This window comes from Halolamina sp. CBA1230, from assembly GCF_002025255.2.
GTDB lineage: Archaea > Halobacteriota > Halobacteria > Halobacteriales > Haloferacaceae > Halolamina.
This window is the reverse complement of sequence record NZ_CP054587.1, coordinates 1972000-1990902: the sequence shown is the minus strand read 5'-3', so window position 1 is coordinate 1990902 and position 18903 is coordinate 1972000. Positions and strand designations below refer to the sequence as shown.

At 69.4% G+C, this 18903-nt stretch carries 17 protein-coding genes; 7 read left to right on the top strand and 10 right to left on the bottom strand.

Translation table 11 applies throughout. The features are described from left to right. The first annotated feature begins 193 nt into the window (after window positions 1-193). Window positions 194-784, top strand: coding sequence for a 50S ribosomal protein L15e (locus B4589_RS10480; protein WP_079234222.1), 591 nt, complete (start codon window positions 194-196; stop codon window positions 782-784). Between the two features lie 379 nt (window positions 785-1163). Here B4589_RS10480 and B4589_RS10475 read toward each other — a convergent pair whose 3' ends face one another. Together B4589_RS10475 and B4589_RS10470 are read right to left on the bottom strand one after the other, a co-directional pair. Continuing rightward, on the bottom strand, window positions 1164-2171 hold the full coding sequence (locus B4589_RS10475; protein WP_079234221.1) for an NADP-dependent oxidoreductase: 1008 nt from the start codon (window positions 2169-2171) through the stop codon (window positions 1164-1166). Window positions 2172-2222: 51 nt separating this feature from the next. Further along, window positions 2223-3398, bottom strand: coding sequence for a YeeE/YedE family protein (locus tag B4589_RS10470; RefSeq protein ID WP_079234220.1), 1176 nt, complete (start codon window positions 3396-3398; stop codon window positions 2223-2225). Window positions 3399-3667: 269 nt separating this feature from the next. On the opposite strand from B4589_RS10470, the gene B4589_RS10465 reads away from it, so the two are divergent. The 3 genes from B4589_RS10465 to B4589_RS10455 all read left to right on the top strand — a co-directional run bounded on the left by B4589_RS10465 (window position 3668) and on the right by B4589_RS10455 (window position 6159). After that, complete coding sequence (locus B4589_RS10465; RefSeq protein WP_079234219.1) at window positions 3668-4483, top strand: HesA/MoeB/ThiF family protein; 816 nt, start codon at window positions 3668-3670, stop codon at window positions 4481-4483. A gap of 250 nt (window positions 4484-4733) precedes the next feature. Further along, on the top strand, window positions 4734-5708 hold the full coding sequence (locus tag B4589_RS10460) for a transcription initiation factor IIB family protein (protein WP_079234218.1): 975 nt from the start codon (window positions 4734-4736) through the stop codon (window positions 5706-5708). Between the two features lie 124 nt (window positions 5709-5832). Further along, the gene (locus tag B4589_RS10455) at window positions 5833-6159 is read left to right on the top strand and encodes an antibiotic biosynthesis monooxygenase (RefSeq protein ID WP_079234217.1); all 327 of its coding nucleotides are present in this window, start codon (window positions 5833-5835) and stop codon (window positions 6157-6159) included. Window positions 6160-6236: 77 nt separating this feature from the next. Here B4589_RS10455 and B4589_RS10450 read toward each other — a convergent pair whose 3' ends face one another. Next, a complete protein-coding gene (locus tag B4589_RS10450) occupies window positions 6237-9002 on the bottom strand; it encodes an HAD-IC family P-type ATPase (RefSeq protein ID WP_079234216.1) in 2766 nt (921 codons plus the stop codon). 193 nt (window positions 9003-9195) lie between these two features. Between B4589_RS10450 and B4589_RS10445 the strand changes: the two genes are divergently transcribed. Next, window positions 9196-10161, top strand: a complete 966-nt coding sequence (locus B4589_RS10445; protein WP_079234215.1) for a TIGR00269 family protein — start codon at window positions 9196-9198, stop codon at window positions 10159-10161. A 6-nt stretch (window positions 10162-10167) separates the two neighbouring features. Here B4589_RS10445 and B4589_RS10440 read toward each other — a convergent pair whose 3' ends face one another. The 7 genes from B4589_RS10440 to B4589_RS10410 form a co-directional block, all read right to left on the bottom strand. Then, on the bottom strand, window positions 10168-10458 hold the full coding sequence (locus tag B4589_RS10440; protein ID WP_079234214.1) for a hypothetical protein: 291 nt from the start codon (window positions 10456-10458) through the stop codon (window positions 10168-10170). A gap of 45 nt (window positions 10459-10503) precedes the next feature. Then, window positions 10504-11292 carry a class I SAM-dependent methyltransferase gene (locus B4589_RS10435; protein ID WP_079234213.1) on the bottom strand — a complete coding sequence of 263 codons (789 nt, stop codon included), beginning with the start codon at window positions 11290-11292 and terminating at the stop codon, window positions 10504-10506. A 38-nt stretch (window positions 11293-11330) separates the two neighbouring features. Beyond that, window positions 11331-12182, bottom strand: coding sequence for an NEW3 domain-containing protein (locus B4589_RS10430; protein ID WP_079234212.1), 852 nt, complete (start codon window positions 12180-12182; stop codon window positions 11331-11333). Between the two features lie 44 nt (window positions 12183-12226). Continuing rightward, on the bottom strand, window positions 12227-14203 hold the full coding sequence (locus B4589_RS10425) for a hypothetical protein (RefSeq protein ID WP_143414319.1): 1977 nt from the start codon (window positions 14201-14203) through the stop codon (window positions 12227-12229). An 84-nt stretch (window positions 14204-14287) separates the two neighbouring features. Then, window positions 14288-15124 (bottom strand): deoxyribonuclease IV, encoded by an 837-nt coding sequence (locus tag B4589_RS10420; RefSeq protein WP_079234210.1) that lies wholly within the window; start codon window positions 15122-15124, stop codon window positions 14288-14290. 76 nt (window positions 15125-15200) lie between these two features. After that, window positions 15201-16019, bottom strand: coding sequence for a biotin/lipoate A/B protein ligase family protein (locus B4589_RS10415; RefSeq protein ID WP_079234209.1), 819 nt, complete (start codon window positions 16017-16019; stop codon window positions 15201-15203). A gap of 28 nt (window positions 16020-16047) precedes the next feature. Further along, window positions 16048-17337, bottom strand: a complete 1290-nt coding sequence (locus tag B4589_RS10410; RefSeq protein WP_079234208.1) for a glycosyltransferase family 87 protein — start codon at window positions 17335-17337, stop codon at window positions 16048-16050. A 112-nt stretch (window positions 17338-17449) separates the two neighbouring features. On the opposite strand from B4589_RS10410, the gene B4589_RS10405 reads away from it, so the two are divergent. Then, window positions 17450-18367, top strand: a complete 918-nt coding sequence (locus B4589_RS10405) for a serine/threonine-protein kinase RIO2 (RefSeq protein WP_079234207.1) — start codon at window positions 17450-17452, stop codon at window positions 18365-18367. A gap of 184 nt (window positions 18368-18551) precedes the next feature. Beyond that, window positions 18552-18728, top strand: a complete 177-nt coding sequence (locus B4589_RS10400; RefSeq protein WP_158081167.1) for a hypothetical protein — start codon at window positions 18552-18554, stop codon at window positions 18726-18728. The last annotated feature ends 175 nt before the right edge of the window (window positions 18729-18903 follow it).

Below are 18903 nucleotides of genomic sequence, written 5' to 3'. Positions count from 1 at the left end.
CACCCAATGCGACCCGCTTCGAAACCCTTACCACCGAATCCCGAGTACGCACGTCCAACTCGCTGGTCGACGGGACGCCAGCGGGCACCCGATAGCTCGGGACGAAATGTGGTCGGCGGAGGCGCTACGCGCCTCCAAAAGGCGGCGAAGCCGCCGACTCGTCGACTGAATCGCAAGCGCCCGCACCAGAACCATGGCACGAAGTTTCTACTCCCACATCAAGGATGCGTGGAAGCAGCCCGGCGACGGTAAGCTCGCCGAGCTCCAGTGGCAGCGAAAGCAGGAGTGGCGCAACGAGGGCGCCATCGAGCGCATCGAGCGCCCGACCCGCCTCGACAAGGCCCGCGAACTCGGCTACAAGGCCAAGCAGGGGATCGTCGTCGTCCGCGTCGCCGTCCGCAAGGGCGGCGCGCGCAAGCGCCGACACAAGGCGGGCCGCCGCTCGAAGCGCCAGGGCGTCAACCGCATCGGTCGACGCACCTCGATCCAGCGCATCGGCGAGGAGCGCGCCGCGCGCAAGTACCCGAACCTCGAGGTGCTGAACTCCTACTGGGTCGGCGAGGACGGCTCCCAGAAGTGGTTCGAGGCGATCCTCGTGGACCCCGAACACGCCGCGATCCAGAACGACGACGAGCTCAACTGGATCTGTAACGACTCCCAGACCGGTCGCGCGTTCCGCGGCCTCACCAACGCCGGCAAGTCCAACCGCGGCCTCCGCACTCGCGGCAAGGGTGCCGAGAAGGTCCGACCGAGCGTCGCGTCGGGCGACCGCGGCGGGAAGTAACACCGATTACGGCGAGTGACCTGTCGGCGACTCCGTTCGGCGACCACAGAACCCATGCCGTAATCGTGTAACACCAGTCACGGCTCGTGACCAACAGCCGACCTCGTGTCGGCTGCACGGAACCCATGCCGTGACTGTCTAACGCCGATCTCCGATCCGTTTTCTTTCGACGCTACTTCGAACAGCGACTGCTGTGCCGTCGGCGCGAAGCGGGCGCACCTCCGTGTGCGCCCCGAGCGCGAGGGACGAACGAGCGAAGCGGGTGAGTCGGTTGGGGAGGCGTGAGGGCTGTGCGGGGCGGTGCGGTCGCAAGTGGCCATGCTCACTCCGCGGTCGCGTTCGCGGCGGTCGCTGTACCGACAGTTACCGAGACACCGCCTCACTCCCCAACTTTCACCACCTGCTTTCCGACGTTCTCGCCCTCGAACAGCCCCAAGAACGCCTCCGGAGCGTTCTCCAGCCCCTCGGTCACCGTCTCGCGGTACTCGATCTCCCCCGACGCCACCCACTCCGTCAGATCCGCCGTCGCTTCCTCGAACCGCGGCGCGAAGTCCTGGACGAGCAGCCCCTCGACGCGGGCGCGGGTCTCGATCAGCTTCCCCAGCTTCCGCGGACCGGTGGGCATCTCCTCGGCGTTGTACAGCGCGATCTGCCCGCACACCGCGACGCGGGCGTCGACGTTCAACTGCGTGAACACGGCGTCCGTGATCGGCCCGCCCACGTTGTCGAAGTAGCCGTCGACGCCCCCGGGCGCGGCCTCGGCGAGCGCCTCGGCGTGGTCGTCGGTCGATTCGTAGTTGATGCAGGCGTCGAAGCCGAACGTCTCCTCCACCACGTCGCATTTCTCGTCGCTGCCCGCGAAGCCGACCACGCGGGCGCCCTGCATCTTCGCGAGTTGGCCGACGACCGACCCCACCGCACCGGCGGCCGCGGTGACGACCACCGTATCCCCTGCACGCGGCTCCAGCACCTCCCGCGTGCCGAAGTACGCCGTGCGGCCGGGCATCCCCACCACCCCCAGCGCTGTCGACACCGGGAGCGCGCCGGTCTCGATGCGCTGGAGGGCGTCGGCGTCCGCGAGGTGGTACTCCGACCAGGACATGTTGCCGACGACGGTGTCGCCCGACTCGAACTCGGTGCCGGTCTCGTCGACGACTTCGCCGACCGCGCCGCCTTCCAGTGGTTCGTCGACGTCCCACGCCTCGGCGTAGGAGTCGCCGGCGTCCATCCGGCCGCGCATGTACGGGTCCACCGAGAGGTAGCGGAGCTTTACGAGGGCCTCGCCGGGCTCGGGGTCGTCGAGGTCGACGCTCCGCAGGTCGAACGTGTCGTCGTCCGGCACGCCGTCGGGGCGCTGTGCGAGGAAGTAGCGGTCGGTCGTGACCATACGTCGGGATGGGGTTGCCGGAGGGAAGGAGGCTACGGCGCCGACACGCGGCTAGATCGCACAGCCCACGTCGCGGTAGAGCCAGTGGGTCATCGCGTAGACGCCCGCCAGGATCCCCACCGTTGCGACGAAGGAGTGGACCGACAGCTCCGCGAGCCCGGAGTAGATGTTGCCGATGTTACAGCCCGGCGCGAGCCGGGAGCCCGCACCCATGAGGAAGCCGCCGAAGACGGCGTTCGGAAGGCGGCGGCGCTTCGGGACGCGGACCGAGAAGTCGCCGCTCCAGAGCGACGCGAGGAAGGCGCCGCCGATGACGGCCGCGATCATCACCATGTCGACGGTCAGCGTGACGCCCGCGCCCTGGAACAGCACCGAGCCCCAGTACTCGAACGAGCCGGCGTCGACGCCCGCGAGGTTCAGCAGGTAGCCCGTCCAGCGCGCCTCCGGCCCGGTGACGCCGACGATGGACACCTGCGTGAACCACAGCACCGCGAGCGCGGTGATCCCCAGCGCGGCCGTCCGTGGGTCCCACGGCTGCTTGCTGCTGGCGATCGGGTCGCGCCACGCTTCGCGAAGTCCGTCCGCGTACGATCGGGTGCCGGTGAGGAACGAGCGCAGACCCGTGACGGTCGCCGAGCGGGACGACGGCACGCCGCCGTCGGCGATCGCTTCGCCGCCGCGTTCCTCGCCGGCCGTCGCGTTCCGGCCGACGACGGTGGCGTACACCAGCACCACGCCCGCCGCAATCAGCAGCGCCAGTGCGGGCGCCGGGATCGGGGAGGTCTCGAACAGTGTCACTCCCTCGCCGAACGTCAGCGGCGCGAAGTAGGCGCTCTCCAGCGTGGGGTAGGCGACTGTGAAGGCGACGTAGCCCACGCCCATGAACAGCAGCGTGAGCCAGAAGTGGAGATACCCCTGGCCGGCGCGGTACAGCGTCCCGGTGGCACACCCCCCGGCGTACGTCATCCCGACGCCGAAGACGAAGCCGCCGAGCAGGCCGGTCAGCCCCCAGCCCGGCGTCCAGAACCCCTGGTAGTAGCCCAACGAGTACGCGATGCTCCAGAAGACCATCGTGAGCGTCGTCGCCGCCAGCACGCCCTTCGTGACCCGGGTGTCCTCGAACGCGAACAGGTCGCGGAACGCGTGGACGAAGCAGAACCGCCCCTTCTGGAGGAACACGCCGAGTCCGAGGCCGACTGTCAGCGCGACGAGTAGCGTCGAAACCATCGGTGGAGATCGATACCTGCCCGAGCGGTATGAACGGCGTCGCCGCGGGTGATCGCGCCTCGGTCGAGTGCGCTGCTGAACGGCCGTATTCGGAGGAAGCGTTCGGCTGAGCGGCTTTGAGTCGCGGTGTCGAGTGATCGGAGTATCGCGATTCGCGGCTATCCTTGCCGGTACTCCGCCTGAGTCCCCAGTGGCAGTGTTTCGGGCCGCGACGGCTCCGAACGCCGCCGTCCGTACGCTTAACCCTCGTCGGACCCGAAACACGGCATATGACCGACCTCTCGCTCGACGCCACCCAGCTCGACCGCTACTCCCGGCACATCATCCTCGACGACGTGGGGCCGGAGGGGCAGAAACGCCTGCTGGAGGGGAGCGCGCTGGTCGTCGGCGCGGGCGGCCTCGGCGCGCCGGCCATCCAGTACCTCGCGGCCGCGGGCGTGGGGACGCTGGGCATCGTCGACGACGACGTGGTCGAACGCTCGAACCTCCAGCGCCAGATCATCCACCGCGACGCCGACGTGGGGCGCCCCAAGGCCGAGAGCGCCGCCGAGTTCGTCGCCGACCTCAACCCCGACGTCGAGGTCGAGGCGATGGAGCGCCGGATCGCCCCCGAGGAGGCCCGCGACCTGGTCGCCGACTACGACGTGGTCGTCGACTGCACCGACAACTTCCCCACGCGGTACATGCTCAACGACGCCTGTCAGATCGAGAGCGTTCCGCTCTGTCACGGCGCGATCTACAAGTTCGAGGGGCAGATCACCACCCTCACGCCCGAGGGGCCCTGCTACCGCTGTCTGTTCCCCGAGGCGCCCGAACCCGGAACGGTGCCGGACTGTGCGACGACGGGCGTGCTGGGCGTGCTCCCCGGCACCGTCGGCTGTCTGCAGGCGACCGAGGCCGTGAAGCTGCTGCTGGGACTGGGCGAGACGCTTTCGGGCCGACTGCTGTTCTACGACGCCCGGGAGCTCAGCTTCGAGACCGTCCCGTACCGCGAGAACCCCGACTGCCCGGTCTGTGGCGACGAGGGGATCGACTCCCTCTCCGGCGTCGACTACGACGGCGGCTGTCAGGTCGCGGGCGACTGACGGCCGGCGTCGGCAGTTCTCTCCTCCCGACGAGACCACGGGCCGGCGAGTCGTTCGTGTGAGACTTACACAAGGTTACTCCACTCAAGAAGCTACCGGTACGTCGATACTGCATCTACCCCGAAGAATCGTGAGGTAGAAGCGCGGTAACGGCTATCAGAGCTGACGAAAGGCTTATATACTTCACTCTCCTACCCTGGAGTGAAGACAACCCGGCGAGCCGCGTCGGGTACCCTTCGGTTCCAATCCAATGAGCACCAACATCACCCACCGCGAAACCGAGACCGAGCGGGCAGAGACCGAGGAGGAGCACCACTGCCCCGAGTGCGGTGGTAACCTCCAGACCGACGAGGCACAGGCCGAGACCGTCTGTGCGGACTGTGGCCTCGTCGTCGACGAAGACGGCATCGACCGCGGGCCCGAGTGGCGCGCGTTCGACGCCGGCGAGAAAGACGAGAAGTCCCGTGTCGGCGCGCCGACGACGAAGATGATGCACGACGACGGGCTGTCGACCAACATCGGCTGGCAGAACAAGGACGCCTACGGCAACCAGCTCTCGGCCAGCCAGCGCGAGAAGATGCAGCGGCTGCGCACGTGGAACGAGCGGTTCCGCACCCGCGACCACAAGGAGCGCAACCTCAAGCAGGCGCTGGGCGAGATCGACCGGATGGCCTCCGCGCTCGGCCTCCCGGAGAACGTCCGCGAGACCGCCTCGGTGATCTACCGACAGGCGCTGGACAAGGATCTGCTGCCCGGCCGCTCGATCGAGGGGATCGCGACCGCAAGCCTCCACGCCGCGGCCCGGATGGGGAACGTCCCCCGCAGCCTCGACGAGATGAGCGCCGTCTCCCGCGTCGACCAGGCGACGTTCAAGCGCGCCTACCGCTACATCGTGCGGGAGCTGAAGCTCGAGGTCCAGCCCGCCGACCCGCTGGAGTACCTCCCGCGCTTTGCCAGCGACCTCGAGCTCGACGACGAGACCGAGCGCCGCGCGCGCGAACTGCTCGAGACCGCCAAGCGCCAGAACGTCCACTCCGGCAAGTCGCCGGTCGGCCTCGCGGCCGCCGCGATCTACGCCGCGGGCGTGCTGACCAACAACGCGCTGACCCAGAGCGAGGTCAGCGAGGCGACCGACATGAGCGAAGTCACCATCCGCAACCGCTACCAGGAGCTGCTCCAGGCCGCCGAGACCGCGGACTCGGGTACGGCCGCGAGCCCGGCCTGAACCGAGGTCGAGATCGACGGCCGGCGACGGTAATCGACGCTTTCGTGGTGACACGCTTTCGACGAGCAGTAGCGCTGGCTCCGAGGGAAAGCGCCTTTCTCACGGGGGTGAGAGACCCGGGTGGATGTATCTCGTTACGTTTCGTCTCGCTCCGGGGGAGTACGACGAGGAGTTTCACGACCTGAACGACGCGATACAGGCAGCCGCCGAAGACACGGAAGGGTATCTCGGCAAGCGGACGTGGCACGCCCCCGAAAGCGAGGAGGTTCTCGTCGCGTACTACTGGGAATCGCTGGACGCGCTCGAGTCGTTCGGGGTAGAACCCGTCCACGAACGGGCGAAACAGCGGTGGACAGAGTGGTACGACGCGTACGAGGTCACCGTTACGGAGGTTATCGAATCGTACGGGAGTGGGTTCGGCGACGACGCGGACCCACCAAGCAGTTCGTAGCCTCTTCGGGCGTGTATCGGGGCCAAGCGTGCTCACTCGGAATCGCTGTGCGCGACCGAGGGGTACAGCCTTCGGGACTATCGACCCAAGAGTCGGTAGTCCTCGTCGGGATCGTACCGCCGGAACAGCAGGCTGTTCGTCAGCACCGACACCGACGATATCGCCATCGCGCCCGCAGCGAGCACCGGCTGGAGCAGTCCCAGCGAGGCCAGCGGGATCATCGCCGTGTTGTACCCCAGCGCCCAGACGAGGTTCTGCTTGATCTTCTGGAGCGTCGCGTCGGAGATCCGGATCGCTTTCACCACGTCGACGGGGTCGTCGCGCATCAGCGTCACGTCGGCGGCCTCGATCGCCACGTCCGTCCCGGAGCCGATCGCGGTCCCGACGTACGCGACCGCGAGGGCGGGCGCGTCGTTGACGCCGTCGCCGACCATCATCGCCTTTCGGTCCTGCTCCTGGATCGCCTCGACGGCGTCGGATTTGTCCTCCGGCAGCACCTCTGCGCGGACGTTCTCGGGGTCGATCCCCACCTGCTCGGCGACCGCGCGGGCGGTGCGCTCGTTGTCGCCGGTGAGCATCATCACGTCGAGGCCGCGTTCGCGGAGTTGGCTCACGGCCGACTTGGCGCTCTCTTTCACGGTGTCGGCGTCGGCGACGACGCCCACCAGTTCGCCCTCGGCTCGCGGCTGGTCGCCGTCTTCTCGCGGGCGTTGCCCGCTCGAATGGTCCGCGGAGCTCTGCTCCGCGCTACTCGCATCGCGGTTCTCGCTTCGCTCCGAACCGCGCAAGGCCACGAGCATCGCCGTCTTCCCCTCGCTCTCGAGTCGCTCCATCGTCTCGGCGGCGGGCTCGGGATCGACGCCGTTCTCGCGGAGCAGCTTCCGGTTGCCGACCAGCACCTCGGAGCCCTCGACCGTCGCCCGGACGCCCTGGCCGGGCACGTTCTCGAAGCTCTCGGCGGAGCCGACCTCGATGCCGCGTTCCTCGGCGCCGTCGACGATCGCGCGGGCGAGGGGGTGCTCGCTGCCGCTCTCGGCCGTCGCCGCGAGCCGGAGCACGTCGTCCTCGTCGAGTCGCTCGCGTTCGGCTAGTTGGCCGCCGTCGGATCGGGGATCCGACGAGGATCGCGAACCGTCGGTTCGCTCACCCCCATCTGGCGCGGCGTCGGCGTCGCCGCCGTCGGCTCGGGCCCCCTCCGGGCCGCTGAAGGCGACGACGTCGGTGAGCTCCATCTCGCCCTCGGTGAGCGTCCCGGTCTTGTCGAACACGACCGTGTCGACGTCCTTCGCGCGTTCGAGCACGTCACCACCCTTGAACAGGACGCCGTTCTGGGCGCCGATCGTCGTGCCGACCATCGTCGCCGCCGGCGTCGCGAGCCCGAGCGCGCAGGGACAGGCGATCAACACCGCCGAGGCGAACACGACGATCGCGAACTCGAACACGGAGACGGTGCCGCCCGCGACCGCCGGGCCGCCGGCGACCAGCCCCCACAGCGGGAGCGAGTTCACGAGCCCCGCGAGCGTTTGGGGGAACAGGTACCAGACGGCGCCCCAGAAGACGGCGTTGAGGATCACCGCCGGCACGAAGTACGCGGAGATGCGGTCCGCGAGGTTCTGGATGTCGGGCTGGCGGGACTGGGCCTCCTTCACGGTCTGCACGATCTGCTGGAGCGCCGTGTCCGCACCGACTTTCGTCGCCTCGACGATCAGCACGCCGTTCTCGTTGATGGTCGAGCCGACGACCTCGTCGCCCTCGGTCTTCTCGACGGGGACGGACTCCCCGGTGACCATCGACTCGTCGACGGCGGACTGGCCGTCGACGACCACGCCGTCGGTGGGGATCTGCTCGCCGGGGCGGATCTTCATGCGGTCACCGACCTCGACGTCCTCAAGGGGGATCTCCGCCTCGTTGCCGTCCTCGTCGACCACGGTCGCAGTGTCGGCCTCCATCTCCAGCAGCGTCCGGAGCGCCTCACCGGCCTGCCCTTTCGAGCGGGCCTCGAGGTAGTTCCCGAGCGTGATGAACACGAGGATCAGCGCCGCGGTGTCGAAGTAGAGGCTCCCCGCGATCAGGTCCAAAAGCGTCGCGACGGAGTACGCGTACGCGGTGGTGGAGCCGAGCGCGATCAGCACGTCCATGTTGGCGCGCCCGTTCGTGACGAGCGCGTTGTAGGAGTTCCTGTAGAACGGCCGGCCGAGCACGACCTGCACGGGCGTCGCGAGCGCGAACATCACCCACCCAAGCGGCACGCCAAGCAGCGAGTCGGTAAGCAGGCTATCGAAGAAGAAGTGTTCGAGCAGGAAGAACAGAAGCGGCGCCGACAGCGCGGCGCCGAACAGCGTCAGCCGGCGCTGTTTACGGATCTCCTCGTTCCGGGCGGCGTCGCGGGCGGACTCACCATCGTCGTCCCCGGCGTCGCCGTCCTCGCGGACCGGCGTGTACCCCGCGTCCTCGATCGCGTCGTACATCGCCTCGAGCGAGGCGTCCTCGGGGTTGTAAGTGACCTGGGCCTCGTCGGTCGCGTAGTTGACTTCGGCGACGACGACGCCGGGGACGCGTTCGAGCGCCTCCTCGTTGGTGTCCGCGCAGTTCGCACACGACATGTCGGAGATGGCGATCGTCACCGTCTCCGAGACGACGCCGTAACCGGCCGCCTCGACGGCGTCGTAGATCTCGCCGAGCGACACCGCCTCGGGATCGTACTCGACGGACCCCTCGTCAGTGGCGTAGTTGACGTTCGCCTCGACCACGCCATCGAGCTCCGTCAGGGCGTCGCCAACCGTCGCCGAGCAGTTGGCACAGGACATGCCCGTGATGTTCAGCTGTGCTGTGCGTGTACCCATGGTTGTCTACGTGTAGGGGCTCCTCCTTTAGTGCGTTTGCGCCTTCGGAACGTACGTACGAGAAGCGTCGTACTTTCGAAACCAAAGTTCGATGCCGGGCGAGCATCGTGACCCGCCTCGCCGCGTCGACAGGGAGTCGCCTCCGCCCCCACGAGCGGAACCCCTATCCCCGCCGGTCGGTTAGCGCGGGCAAATGGACTGTGACCGGTGTGGGTCGGAGGCGGTCATGCACGCCGCCTACTCCGGGGCCCACCTCTGTGAGGAGCACTTCACGCGATCGGTGGAGAAGCGGGTGCGCCGCCGAATCCGCGAGGACAGCCTGATCTCCCGCGAGGCGACGCCAGAGGCGCCGGAGACGTGGGTGATCGGCCTCTCGGGCGGGAAGGACTCGGTCGTGCTCACGGAGATCCTCGCGGATACGTTCGGCGAGGACCGCCGCGTAGAGCTGGTGGCGCTGTCGATCCACGAGGGGATCGAGGGGTACCGCGACGAGTCGCTGGCCGCCAGCGAGGAGCTGACCGAGGATCTGGGGATCGAACACGAGGTCGTCGGCTACGAGGAGGAGTTCGGCGTCCGCATGGACGACGTGGTCGAGGACGACCCCGAGAACATGGCGCCCTGTGCGTACTGCGGCGTGTTCCGCCGGGACCTGCTGGAGGAGTACGCCGACGAGTTGGGCGCCGACAAGCTGCTGACAGGCCATAACCTCGACGACGAGGCCCAGACGGCGCTGATGAACTTCCTCGAGGGCGACGTGAAGCAGGTCGCCAAACATTTCGACGCCTCCATCGGCGGGTTCGACGACCGCGAGGAGAGCGACGCGTTCGTCCCCCGGGCGAAGCCGCTGCGGGATATCCCGGAGAAGGAGGTGGCGCTGTACGCCCACGTGAACGACCTGCCGGCGCACATCACCGAGTGCCCCCACGCCAGCGAGGCGTACCGCGGGGAGATCCAGGAGCTGCTGCTCGAACTGGAGGAGGACCACCCCGGGACGCGGCACTCGATCATGTCCGGCTACGAGGAGCTGGCGGAGCTGGCCGCCGAGGCGTACGGCGGCGACGAGGACGATGAGTTGGGCGAGTGCGAGGAGTGCGGGTCGACGACGTCTGCGGATGTGTGTCGGAAATGTCGGCTGCTGGCGTCGATGGGGGCCGTGTAGGGAGGGCTACTCGAAGACGAACTCGGGCGCGACCACCATCGCGATCAACAGACAGAGGAACACAGAGACCGCCGCGATCCGGAAGGCACCGGCCGCGCGCCGTCGGTCCGCCGGGAGCGACTCCGCGACCCCAGAGAGCACGTTCCCGGCCGCCATGACGAGGAGCCACTCCGCCGAGGTGTCGGCGTGGACGTAGCCGTAGAGCCCGAGGAAGAGGACGGCGCTCGCGAACATGACGATCGAGTGGAGGCGCCCGGACGGTTCGCTGAACACGATCTCGCTGATTCGGGAGGGCATGGGGTGGGACTCCCGCGGGAGCGGTAAAATAGCCGGGGACGCGACTCAAACTCGCCCCACCGTAACCTCGAACGGCACGACCTCGCGCCGCCGATACGCCTCCGCGCCCATCTCCTCCACCACCTCACGCCCCATCTCGCGCCACGCCGCCCGGAGCTCGTCGTAGTCCGCGCCGGCGTTACGCAGTTCCCGCTCGTGTTCCGCGATCCCCGCGCCGCTGGCCTTCCGCGCCGCGCTCTCCATCGCCGGCTCGCTGTAGGGGGGTTCGACCAGTTTCTCGTGGCGGTACGTGCGCCGATCCACCAGCTCGATCCCGGCGCTCTCAAACAGGTCGCGCACGCGCTCACCCATCGCCACGTCGGTGTCGACGCCCGCGAGGTACGCCTCGCGGACCTCCCGCTCCAGTCGCTCCTCGGCGTCGACCGTCGAGGACACCTCCACCGCCGCGTTGTTCGGTTCGATGGCGGCTACGAGATCCGAGGAAACGCGGGCGAACTCCCGGACCGCCGCGGTGGGGTCGGGGAGGTTGATCAGCAGCGCCTGACAGACCACCAGGTCCGCCGCGCCGTCGCGGACCGGCAGCCGAGTCGCGTCGCCGGCGAGCACCGGGAGGCCCGTCCGCTCGCGGGCGACCGCCAGCAGCTCCGTGTCGGCGTCGACGCCGACCACCTCGCCGGGCGTCTCGGCGGCGAGCACGCCGGCGAGTTCGCCCGTCCCGCAGCCGACGTCGAGCACGCGCTCGCGGTCCGCGAGATCCAGCGGCGCCAGCGCCGCCGTCGACTCCCACATCCCACGGCGCGTGTGGTCGAGATACTCCGGGGTGAACTCCCGCACGGGCGCCGATGGTGGCGGAACGGAGAAAAGCGGGTCGGTCAGTCCCGCCGGGCGAGCGCGGCCGCGCCGGCGAGTGCGGCGATCGCCGCGATCGCGCTCGTCGGGCCGAAGCCGGGGATCTCCGCGTCGGTTCGCTCGGTCGGGTAGCGGACGGTCAGCTCCGCCGCCGGCGCCCCGATCGGGTGGGTCCGGCTGTCGGCGAACACCGCGAGCTCGTACGTCCGTGCCGAGTCGTTGATCGCGTCCAGGCCGACGAAGATCCGGAACTCCGCCTCGACGCTCTCGCCGGGGGGGACGCTATCCCACGTGAACGTCCGGTTGCTCTGGTGGTACGTGCCGGTCTCGGAGGTCGCGGAGACGTGGTTCCAGCCGTTGGGCAGCGTCAGCGAGAGCGAGAGCCCCTCGACCGCCTGGTCGCCGGTGTTGTTCAGCGTGAACGGGACGCGGACGCGCTCGCCGGGTTCGGCGGTGATCTCGCCCGGCTCGAAGGTGAGCCGCTCGGTCGTGCGGACGGTGAGATCCATCTCGCCGGCGACGTAGTTCCGGGGACGGCTCGCGCCGTCTTCGGAGACGGCGACGACGACCTCGGCGTCGATCTCGCCCGGGACGGTCACGTTGTAGCCACCGGAGGCGTTCGTCGTCGCCGTCACCACGTCGTCGGGCGGGTCGGTCGCGATCTCGCGGAGTTCGTCCTCGGTCGCGTTCCCGAGGCGATCCCCGCTGCCGACGATCACCGTCGCGTCCGCGACGGCGCTGCCGTTCAGGTAGCTGACGGTGCCCGAAAGCGTGGTGTCGGTCTGGGTCGCGGGCGCCGACGCCCCGGCGGGGGCCGCGACTGCCGCGGGCGCGACGACCAGCGAGAGCAGCGCGACGAGGAGGAGCGGTCGCATAGCGGGCGTTGGGGGCGACGTGGTAAGTCTCCCTCGGAACCGGGCTACTTCGAGAGCAGGTCGTCGGGCAGGGGTGGGGACTGCTCGGACTCCGGACACCAGTCGAACCGGAAGATACCGTCGTGCCCCAGATACGTCTCCAGCTCCGCACGGGAGATCGGCTGTGAGAACTCCTGCCACGTGCCGGCGAGCTGGTGGGTTGTCGGCGCCTTCCGGAACCGACTGGTGGCGACCCGGCCGAGCGGGTCGTGTTCGCGGGAGTCCAGCCCGACAGCGACGCGGTACTCGTCGGGGCCGACGTGCTCGATGCGGGAGATGAACGGGGGGTGGCCGGCGGAGCGACGGGTGACGGGGAGCGTGGCGTCGCCGAGGTATCTGACCCCCTCGACCCCCGCGAGGCGGGCGCTCGTCGCGACTGAGCGGCCGAGTGCGAGGTACACCGCCAGCTCCTGGGCGGTCCCCGGCGGGAGCGACTCGTCGGTGAGGCAGGCGACCGAGACGGCGTCGTGCAGGCCGGCGAGCTCCGCCGTCGACGGCCGCCCCCACTGGAACGTCACGGAGCCGACGACGCCGTCGTGGAGGTCGTCGAACCCGAGCACGCCGTCGGCACAGACGAACCCCGACTGGGTGACGCCGTTCCCGTAGTGGACGTGAGCGTACGGCTCCCGGAGCAGCGCGCGGAGCTCCTCGCGGGTGACCGAGGGTCGGTACTCCGCGCTCGGGGGGTCGTCGATGTCGAACCGCTCCCAGTCGACGCCGGCGAATCGGTCCTGTGCCGGGCGGTCGAACCCCACGAACAGCACCGAGGCACCGCCCGCCGGTCGTCGCTCGTGAGCGGCTGCACGCTCGCGGGCCGCGGGCGGAAGCGCGGCGACGTGCTGGGGAACGTCGAGGCTGGTCGAGAGATCGACCGGCTTCCCGGCCTCGGGCGGCGTTCGCGGCACGCCGTCGTCGGTGACGTGGACGCGGGCCAGCGTGCTCAGGAGGTACGGCACCGCCTCGGCGTCGGTCGCCGTCGGGCGCAGCGTCCCGACGGCCGGCCAGTCGGGGACGTACGGGCGGACCGTGTCGAACGACACTTCGAGATACTCGAGCAGCTGTCGGTGGATCGGCTCGTCGTACAGCTCCGGCGGGTAGAACGGGAGTTCGCCCCCGAGCTCGTCGTACTCGAGGCGGGGCATCGAGTAGTAGCCGCCGATGCGGACGAGGCTGTCGAGCACGAGCGCGTGGCCGAGCAGGTCGTCGACGGACTGCTCCAACCGCTCTCCCGTCCCCAACTGCTCGACATGCTGGTTCCCCAGCCGGAGCTCCGCGCGGTCGCCGGGCACGACGTCGGCGCCGAAGTAGTGCGCCAGCGGCGTCACCCGAAGCACGTCGGCCGTGTTCCGGGGGACGGCGACGGTCACGCCGGTGTCGGGCCGCGAGAGGTCGTCGGGAACGTGGAGCTCGTCGCCGCGTTCGATCGCCGGGGGGTGGCCCCGCAGCGTCGGCCACGAGCGCTCGGCCGACCACTCCTTGATCGACGAGCCGAGGTACGACGCCGCCGTCATCAGGTCCTCGGGGTCGTCGGTCACCGACAGCGTCGCGATGGGGTCCTCGTGGGGAGACCGCGCGCCGACGACGATCCGGGTCGGCTCGTCGGCGGTCACGAGCAGGGACTCGGGGTTCTCGCCGTCGCCGACCAGCCGGCCGGTCATCTCGCCGCCGACGTACACCAGCAGTTTGAGCACGGCGGAGACGTCGACGTACGCCTCGCCGCGGATCGTGAACTCGCCGTCGTTGACCGCGCCGCAGTGTTCGCCGTCGGGGCGGCGGATCTGGGCGGAGGTGCCGCCGTGGATCTCGAGCGACGACGTCTCCAGACCCACCGCGTCGTCGACCGGCACGTCGAACCACGCGTCGGTGGCAGGGGCCGGGGCGGCGCCCTCGTCGACGGTGAGGGTCATCTCGCCGCCGCCGGCCTCGTCCCGGACCGTCAGCTCGCCGTCCGAGAACGAGAACGAAACTGGGGCGCCCGTCATCGCCACCTCCGTGACATGCGCGAACGGAGTCGGTAGAGACGTATATGCGTTACTCACGGGGTGACAGATCACCCGGCCTGCGGCCTACTCCTCGTCGCGAAGCTCCCGAACGTGGTCGACGTTCCACGCGAAGCTCCGGCCGTCCTCGGTCGGCGTCTCGAGCACGAACGGCTGGTCGCGCCACTGCGGATGGTTCACGATCCGGCGCATGCCGTCGTCGCCGATGTAGCCGTCGCCGATGTGGGCGTGTTCGTCCTTGTTGGTGCCACACTCGTGCTTGGAGTCGTTGAGGTGGATGCAGTGGAGGTACTCGGTGCCGACCACGTCGTCGAACTCCGCGACCGTCTCGTCGACGGCTTCGGGGGTGGAGAGGTCGTACCCCGCAGCGAACATGTGGGCGGTGTCGAGACAGACGCCGATCTCCTCGTCGGTCTCGTCGATCACCGTCGCGAGATGCTCGAACTGGCCGCCGAGCTTGGTGCCGCTGCCCGCGTCGCTCTCGACCAGCACTGTCACGCCGTCAGGGACATCGAGTGAGTCGATCACGTTCGCGGCGTTCTCGATGCCCCCCTCGACGCCCGCGCCGGTGTGGGCGCCGAGATGGACGTTCACGTACTCGATGTCGAGTTTGTCGGCGGCGTCGACCTCCTGCTGCATCGAGTCGCGGCTCTTCGCCCGGAGATCCTCCTTCGGCGTACAGAGGTTCACGAGGTAGGAGGAGTGGATCACCCACGGGCCCGCGAGCATCTCCTCGGTCTCCTCGCGGAACTGTTCGGCCTCGTCGTCCTCGATGGTGCCGTGGTCCCAGACCTGCGGCGAGTGGGTGAACACCTGCCCGCAGTTGCCGTCGATCTCGACCTGTCGCTCGACCGCGTTGTCGACGCCCCCGGCGATGGAGACGTGCGCGCCGATCTTGAGCATGGTTCGAGTCCGCGAGCGACCGGCAAAAGCGGTTCGAAGCCGGGGAACAGTCCGGCGACCGCACGGTGTGGCCCGGCTACCGCTCGGCCGCGCGCTCCCGAACCCACGCGTCGTGTTCGTACTTCTCGGCCGCGATCTCCCGCCCGCGTTCCAGCTCCTCGTCGGTCCACTCCCCCTCCTCGGCGTCGGCCCACTCCTGTAACGCGGTCTCGAACGCGTCGACGGTCTCCTCGCGGCTGGCATCCACGAGGTCGGTGATCCCCGCCACGCGCTCGGCGAACTGCTCGGGGGTCACCTCGGGATCCGAGAACACCGCGAGGTGATCCTCGGGCCGCGCGTCGTAGGTTATCGAGCCGTGCTGGATCACCGCGTCCTTCCGGCGGTACTGGGCGTTGCCCGCCAGTTTCCGGCCCGCGCCGCCGTCGCTCACCACGTCGTGGGCGGGGTGGAGCCCCCGGAGGTAGCAGGCCGGCTCGTAGATCGGCGGGCGCTCCTCGTCGACGAAGTCGGCGTCGACGCCAAGCCGCGAGAACCCGTCGAGGATCGGCGGACAGAGCTCGTGGTAGCTCTCGACGAGCTCGCCCGGGAGTTCGTCGGCGGGCGCGGCGATGGAGTAGGCCACGTCGCCCTCGTTGTCGTGGTAGATGCCGCCGCCGCCGGTCTGCCGGCGGGTCACGTCGATCCCCGCCGACTCGCAGTGCTCCCAGTCCACCGTCTCGACGGCCTGCCCGTACCCCATCGAGAGACAGGAGGGTGCCCAGCGGTAGACGCGAACCGTTCGTGGCCCCCCGGCAGCGGCCGTCTCGGCGGCCACCTCGTCGAGCGCCATCTGTAGCGGGCCGGGGCGGGCTTCCTCGCGGATCAGCCGCCACTCCCGGTCGGCGTGGGTGGTCATGCTCGGAGGTGGGCGGGCAGCGGGAAAGTCATTTGCGCTGTGTCGCGGCCCCGCCGGGGCGGGCGCGCTCGGCTCGCTCGTCCCCGTAGCGCGTCGCGTGGAACGTACACCACGCGAGCACGACGAGCAGCCCCAGTAGCGGGGTCGAGACCACCGTCAGCACGCTCCGGGAGGCACCGAGCACCGCCGCGTGGACCGGCTCGGGGGCGCCGAGGACGGCGAGGACGGCGCCGATCTGGGCCGGCTGGAGCGGGACGCCGATGGCGACGGTGCCGGCGGCCAGCGGGAGCCGGCTCCGGTCGTCGGGAGTGAGATACAGCAGGCAGAGCACGGGGACGTAGACGTACACCACGTACACCGAGTTCGACGCCGGCGAGAGCAGCAGCGTGGCGACGACCGCGACCAGAAACGTCGCGAGGCGGTCGACGAACCGGCGCCGGCGGCGCAGGACGACGGCGAGCGGTGGTGCCAGAAGCAGCGCCGACAGCGGGACGTACAGCAGTGGGTCCGCCCCCGGGAGCAGTTGCGAGAGCGGTCGGTGCAGCGACATCGCGAAGAAGTCCGGCGAGACCGTGCCGGCGAACTCCGCGAGCCGGCTCCGCTGGGAGAGGACCTGCCGGTAGCGACGGTAGGCGTCGACGCCGAACAGGAGCGCGCCGAGACCGATCCCGGCCACCCCCGTCGCGACGGCGCCGGCGAGCCCACGCCACGAGCGACGCCACAGGAGCCAGAGGCCGAGGACGACCGGGAACAGTTTGACCAGCGCCGCCGCGGCGACGGCGACGCCGGCGATCCACTCCTGCCCGCGTTCGAGCGCGAGGAAGCTGCCGGCGAGCGCGAGCGCGACAAGCATATCGACCTGCCCCAGCCCGAGCACCGCGACGGAGGGGGCCGCACCGAGAACGAACCCGGCGACGAGGAGCCGGTCGAGCGTCGGGAGCCGGCCGCCGTGGCGCTCGATCGTTCGGACGGTGAGCGCGGCGACGCCGGTCGCGGCCGCGACGTTGATCGCCGTCTGGAGGGCGAACGCCGTCAGCCACCCGCCGGCCGCCGCCTGGGGGAGGAACAGCAGGACGGCGACCGGCGGGTAGACGTACTCGGCGCCGGGGTAGCCCGAGTCGACGCCGACGAACGGCCGGCCCGCGAGGGCGGCCTCGGCCGCGGCGTGGTAGGCGTGGAAGTCCCGCGCGAGGTAGGAGCTCTCGGCGACGCCGAGGAAGTAGACGGGGAGCAGTAGGCCGGCGACGATGCTCACCGCGAGGGCGATCCGGCGGCCGCGCGGCGGCGGCCCGAACGTTCGGCGGATGGAGGGCGACATCGGCAGGGAGGAGACACGACGGCGGCTTAGTCACCGACGGCGGGTTGCAGGTCCAGAAACGCGGGCGGGGCCGACGCGGCACCCTTTTTCCCACGGGCCACCCAGCACGCGTATGGTCGGCAACGTCGCGAGCGTGATGGCCGAACTCGAGCCCGAGGACTTCTACCTCCTCTCCGGGCTCGAACAGGGGATGCGCTTCTCGGAGTGGGTCCAGCGCGAGAAGCTCCCCGACTACGCCGACATGCCCGCCGAGGAGGTCGACTACCGGATCGACCGCTGTGCCGACCGCGAACTGATCGAGCGCAAGACGATCCAGTACGAGGGGTACCGCCTCACGTTCGAGGGGTACGACTGCCTCGCGCTGCGGGCGTTCTCCGAGCGCGGCACCATCGAGGGGATGGGCGCCTCCCTCGGCGTCGGGAAGGAGAGCGACGTGTACGAGGTGCAGTCGTACGAGCCGATGGCGCTGAAGTTCCACCGCGAAGGCTACACCGAGTTCCGGAAAGTCGACAAAGAGCGGGAGTACACCGCCGACCGCAACCACGTCTCGTGGTTCTACACCGCTCGGAAAGCCGCCGAGCGGGAACACGAGGTGCTCACCGATCTCTACCCCGACGTGTCCGTCCCGCGACCCGTCGATCAGAACCGCCACGCGATCCTGATGGAGAAGTTCGCGGGCGTCGAACTGCAGCGGGCCTCGGTCCCCGACGAGCAGGCCGTCGGCGTCTGCGATCTCGTGCTGCGGGAGATCCGCGACGCCTACGAGGCGGGGTACGTCCACGCCGACATGAGCCAGCACAACGTTGCCGTCGCCGAGAGCGGCGTGACGGTGTTCGACTGGCCGCAGGCGGTCGCGACCGACCACGAGAACGCCGACGAACTGCTCGAACGCGACGTGGAGAACGTGGTGAGCTTCTTCCAGCGGAAGTACCCTCAGGAGATGCCCGACGACGTGGACTACCGGGGGATAGCCGAGGCGGTTCGCGAGGGTGACGGAGCGTTCGGCTCCGTCGGCACGTTCGCCGAGTAGCGAACGGGGGCGCGGCGGTCCGCTACCGCGGTGGCACCGGCGACGGCTCGGTAGGCAGATCCGCGGCGACGGCTCGACGGGGTGGCATGCCACGCGTCAGACGGAGACGGCGTCTAACAAGCGTCTGACGTAGGTTTTCAAGGGGATAGTACGTTATTGGAAGGTGCCTCGCGGCCCAGCACCCATGTCCACCGACAGCTCCGAACGAGCACGGGAACCGGTCGAGCACGACGACGAGTCGACGCTCACGGTGAGCCAGACGGAGTCCACCGCTCACGAGACGAGTCGCCCCCGGAGCAGCGACGTCCCGGACGGCGACAGCATCCTGTTGCGACTCGCCCGCTATCTGGGGATTCGGTGACCTGCGGTCCGGACACGTATCTCTCGGCTGGGCCGACGTCGACGAGAGCTTCGCTCTATTTGCCAACCAGAACACGACGCGTTCTGCGACGACGTAACCGCAGAAATCACTTTGTCGAGCACTACCCGACGCCGACTACGAGGGCGCCGTCGACGGCAGGTTCGAACGGGAACAC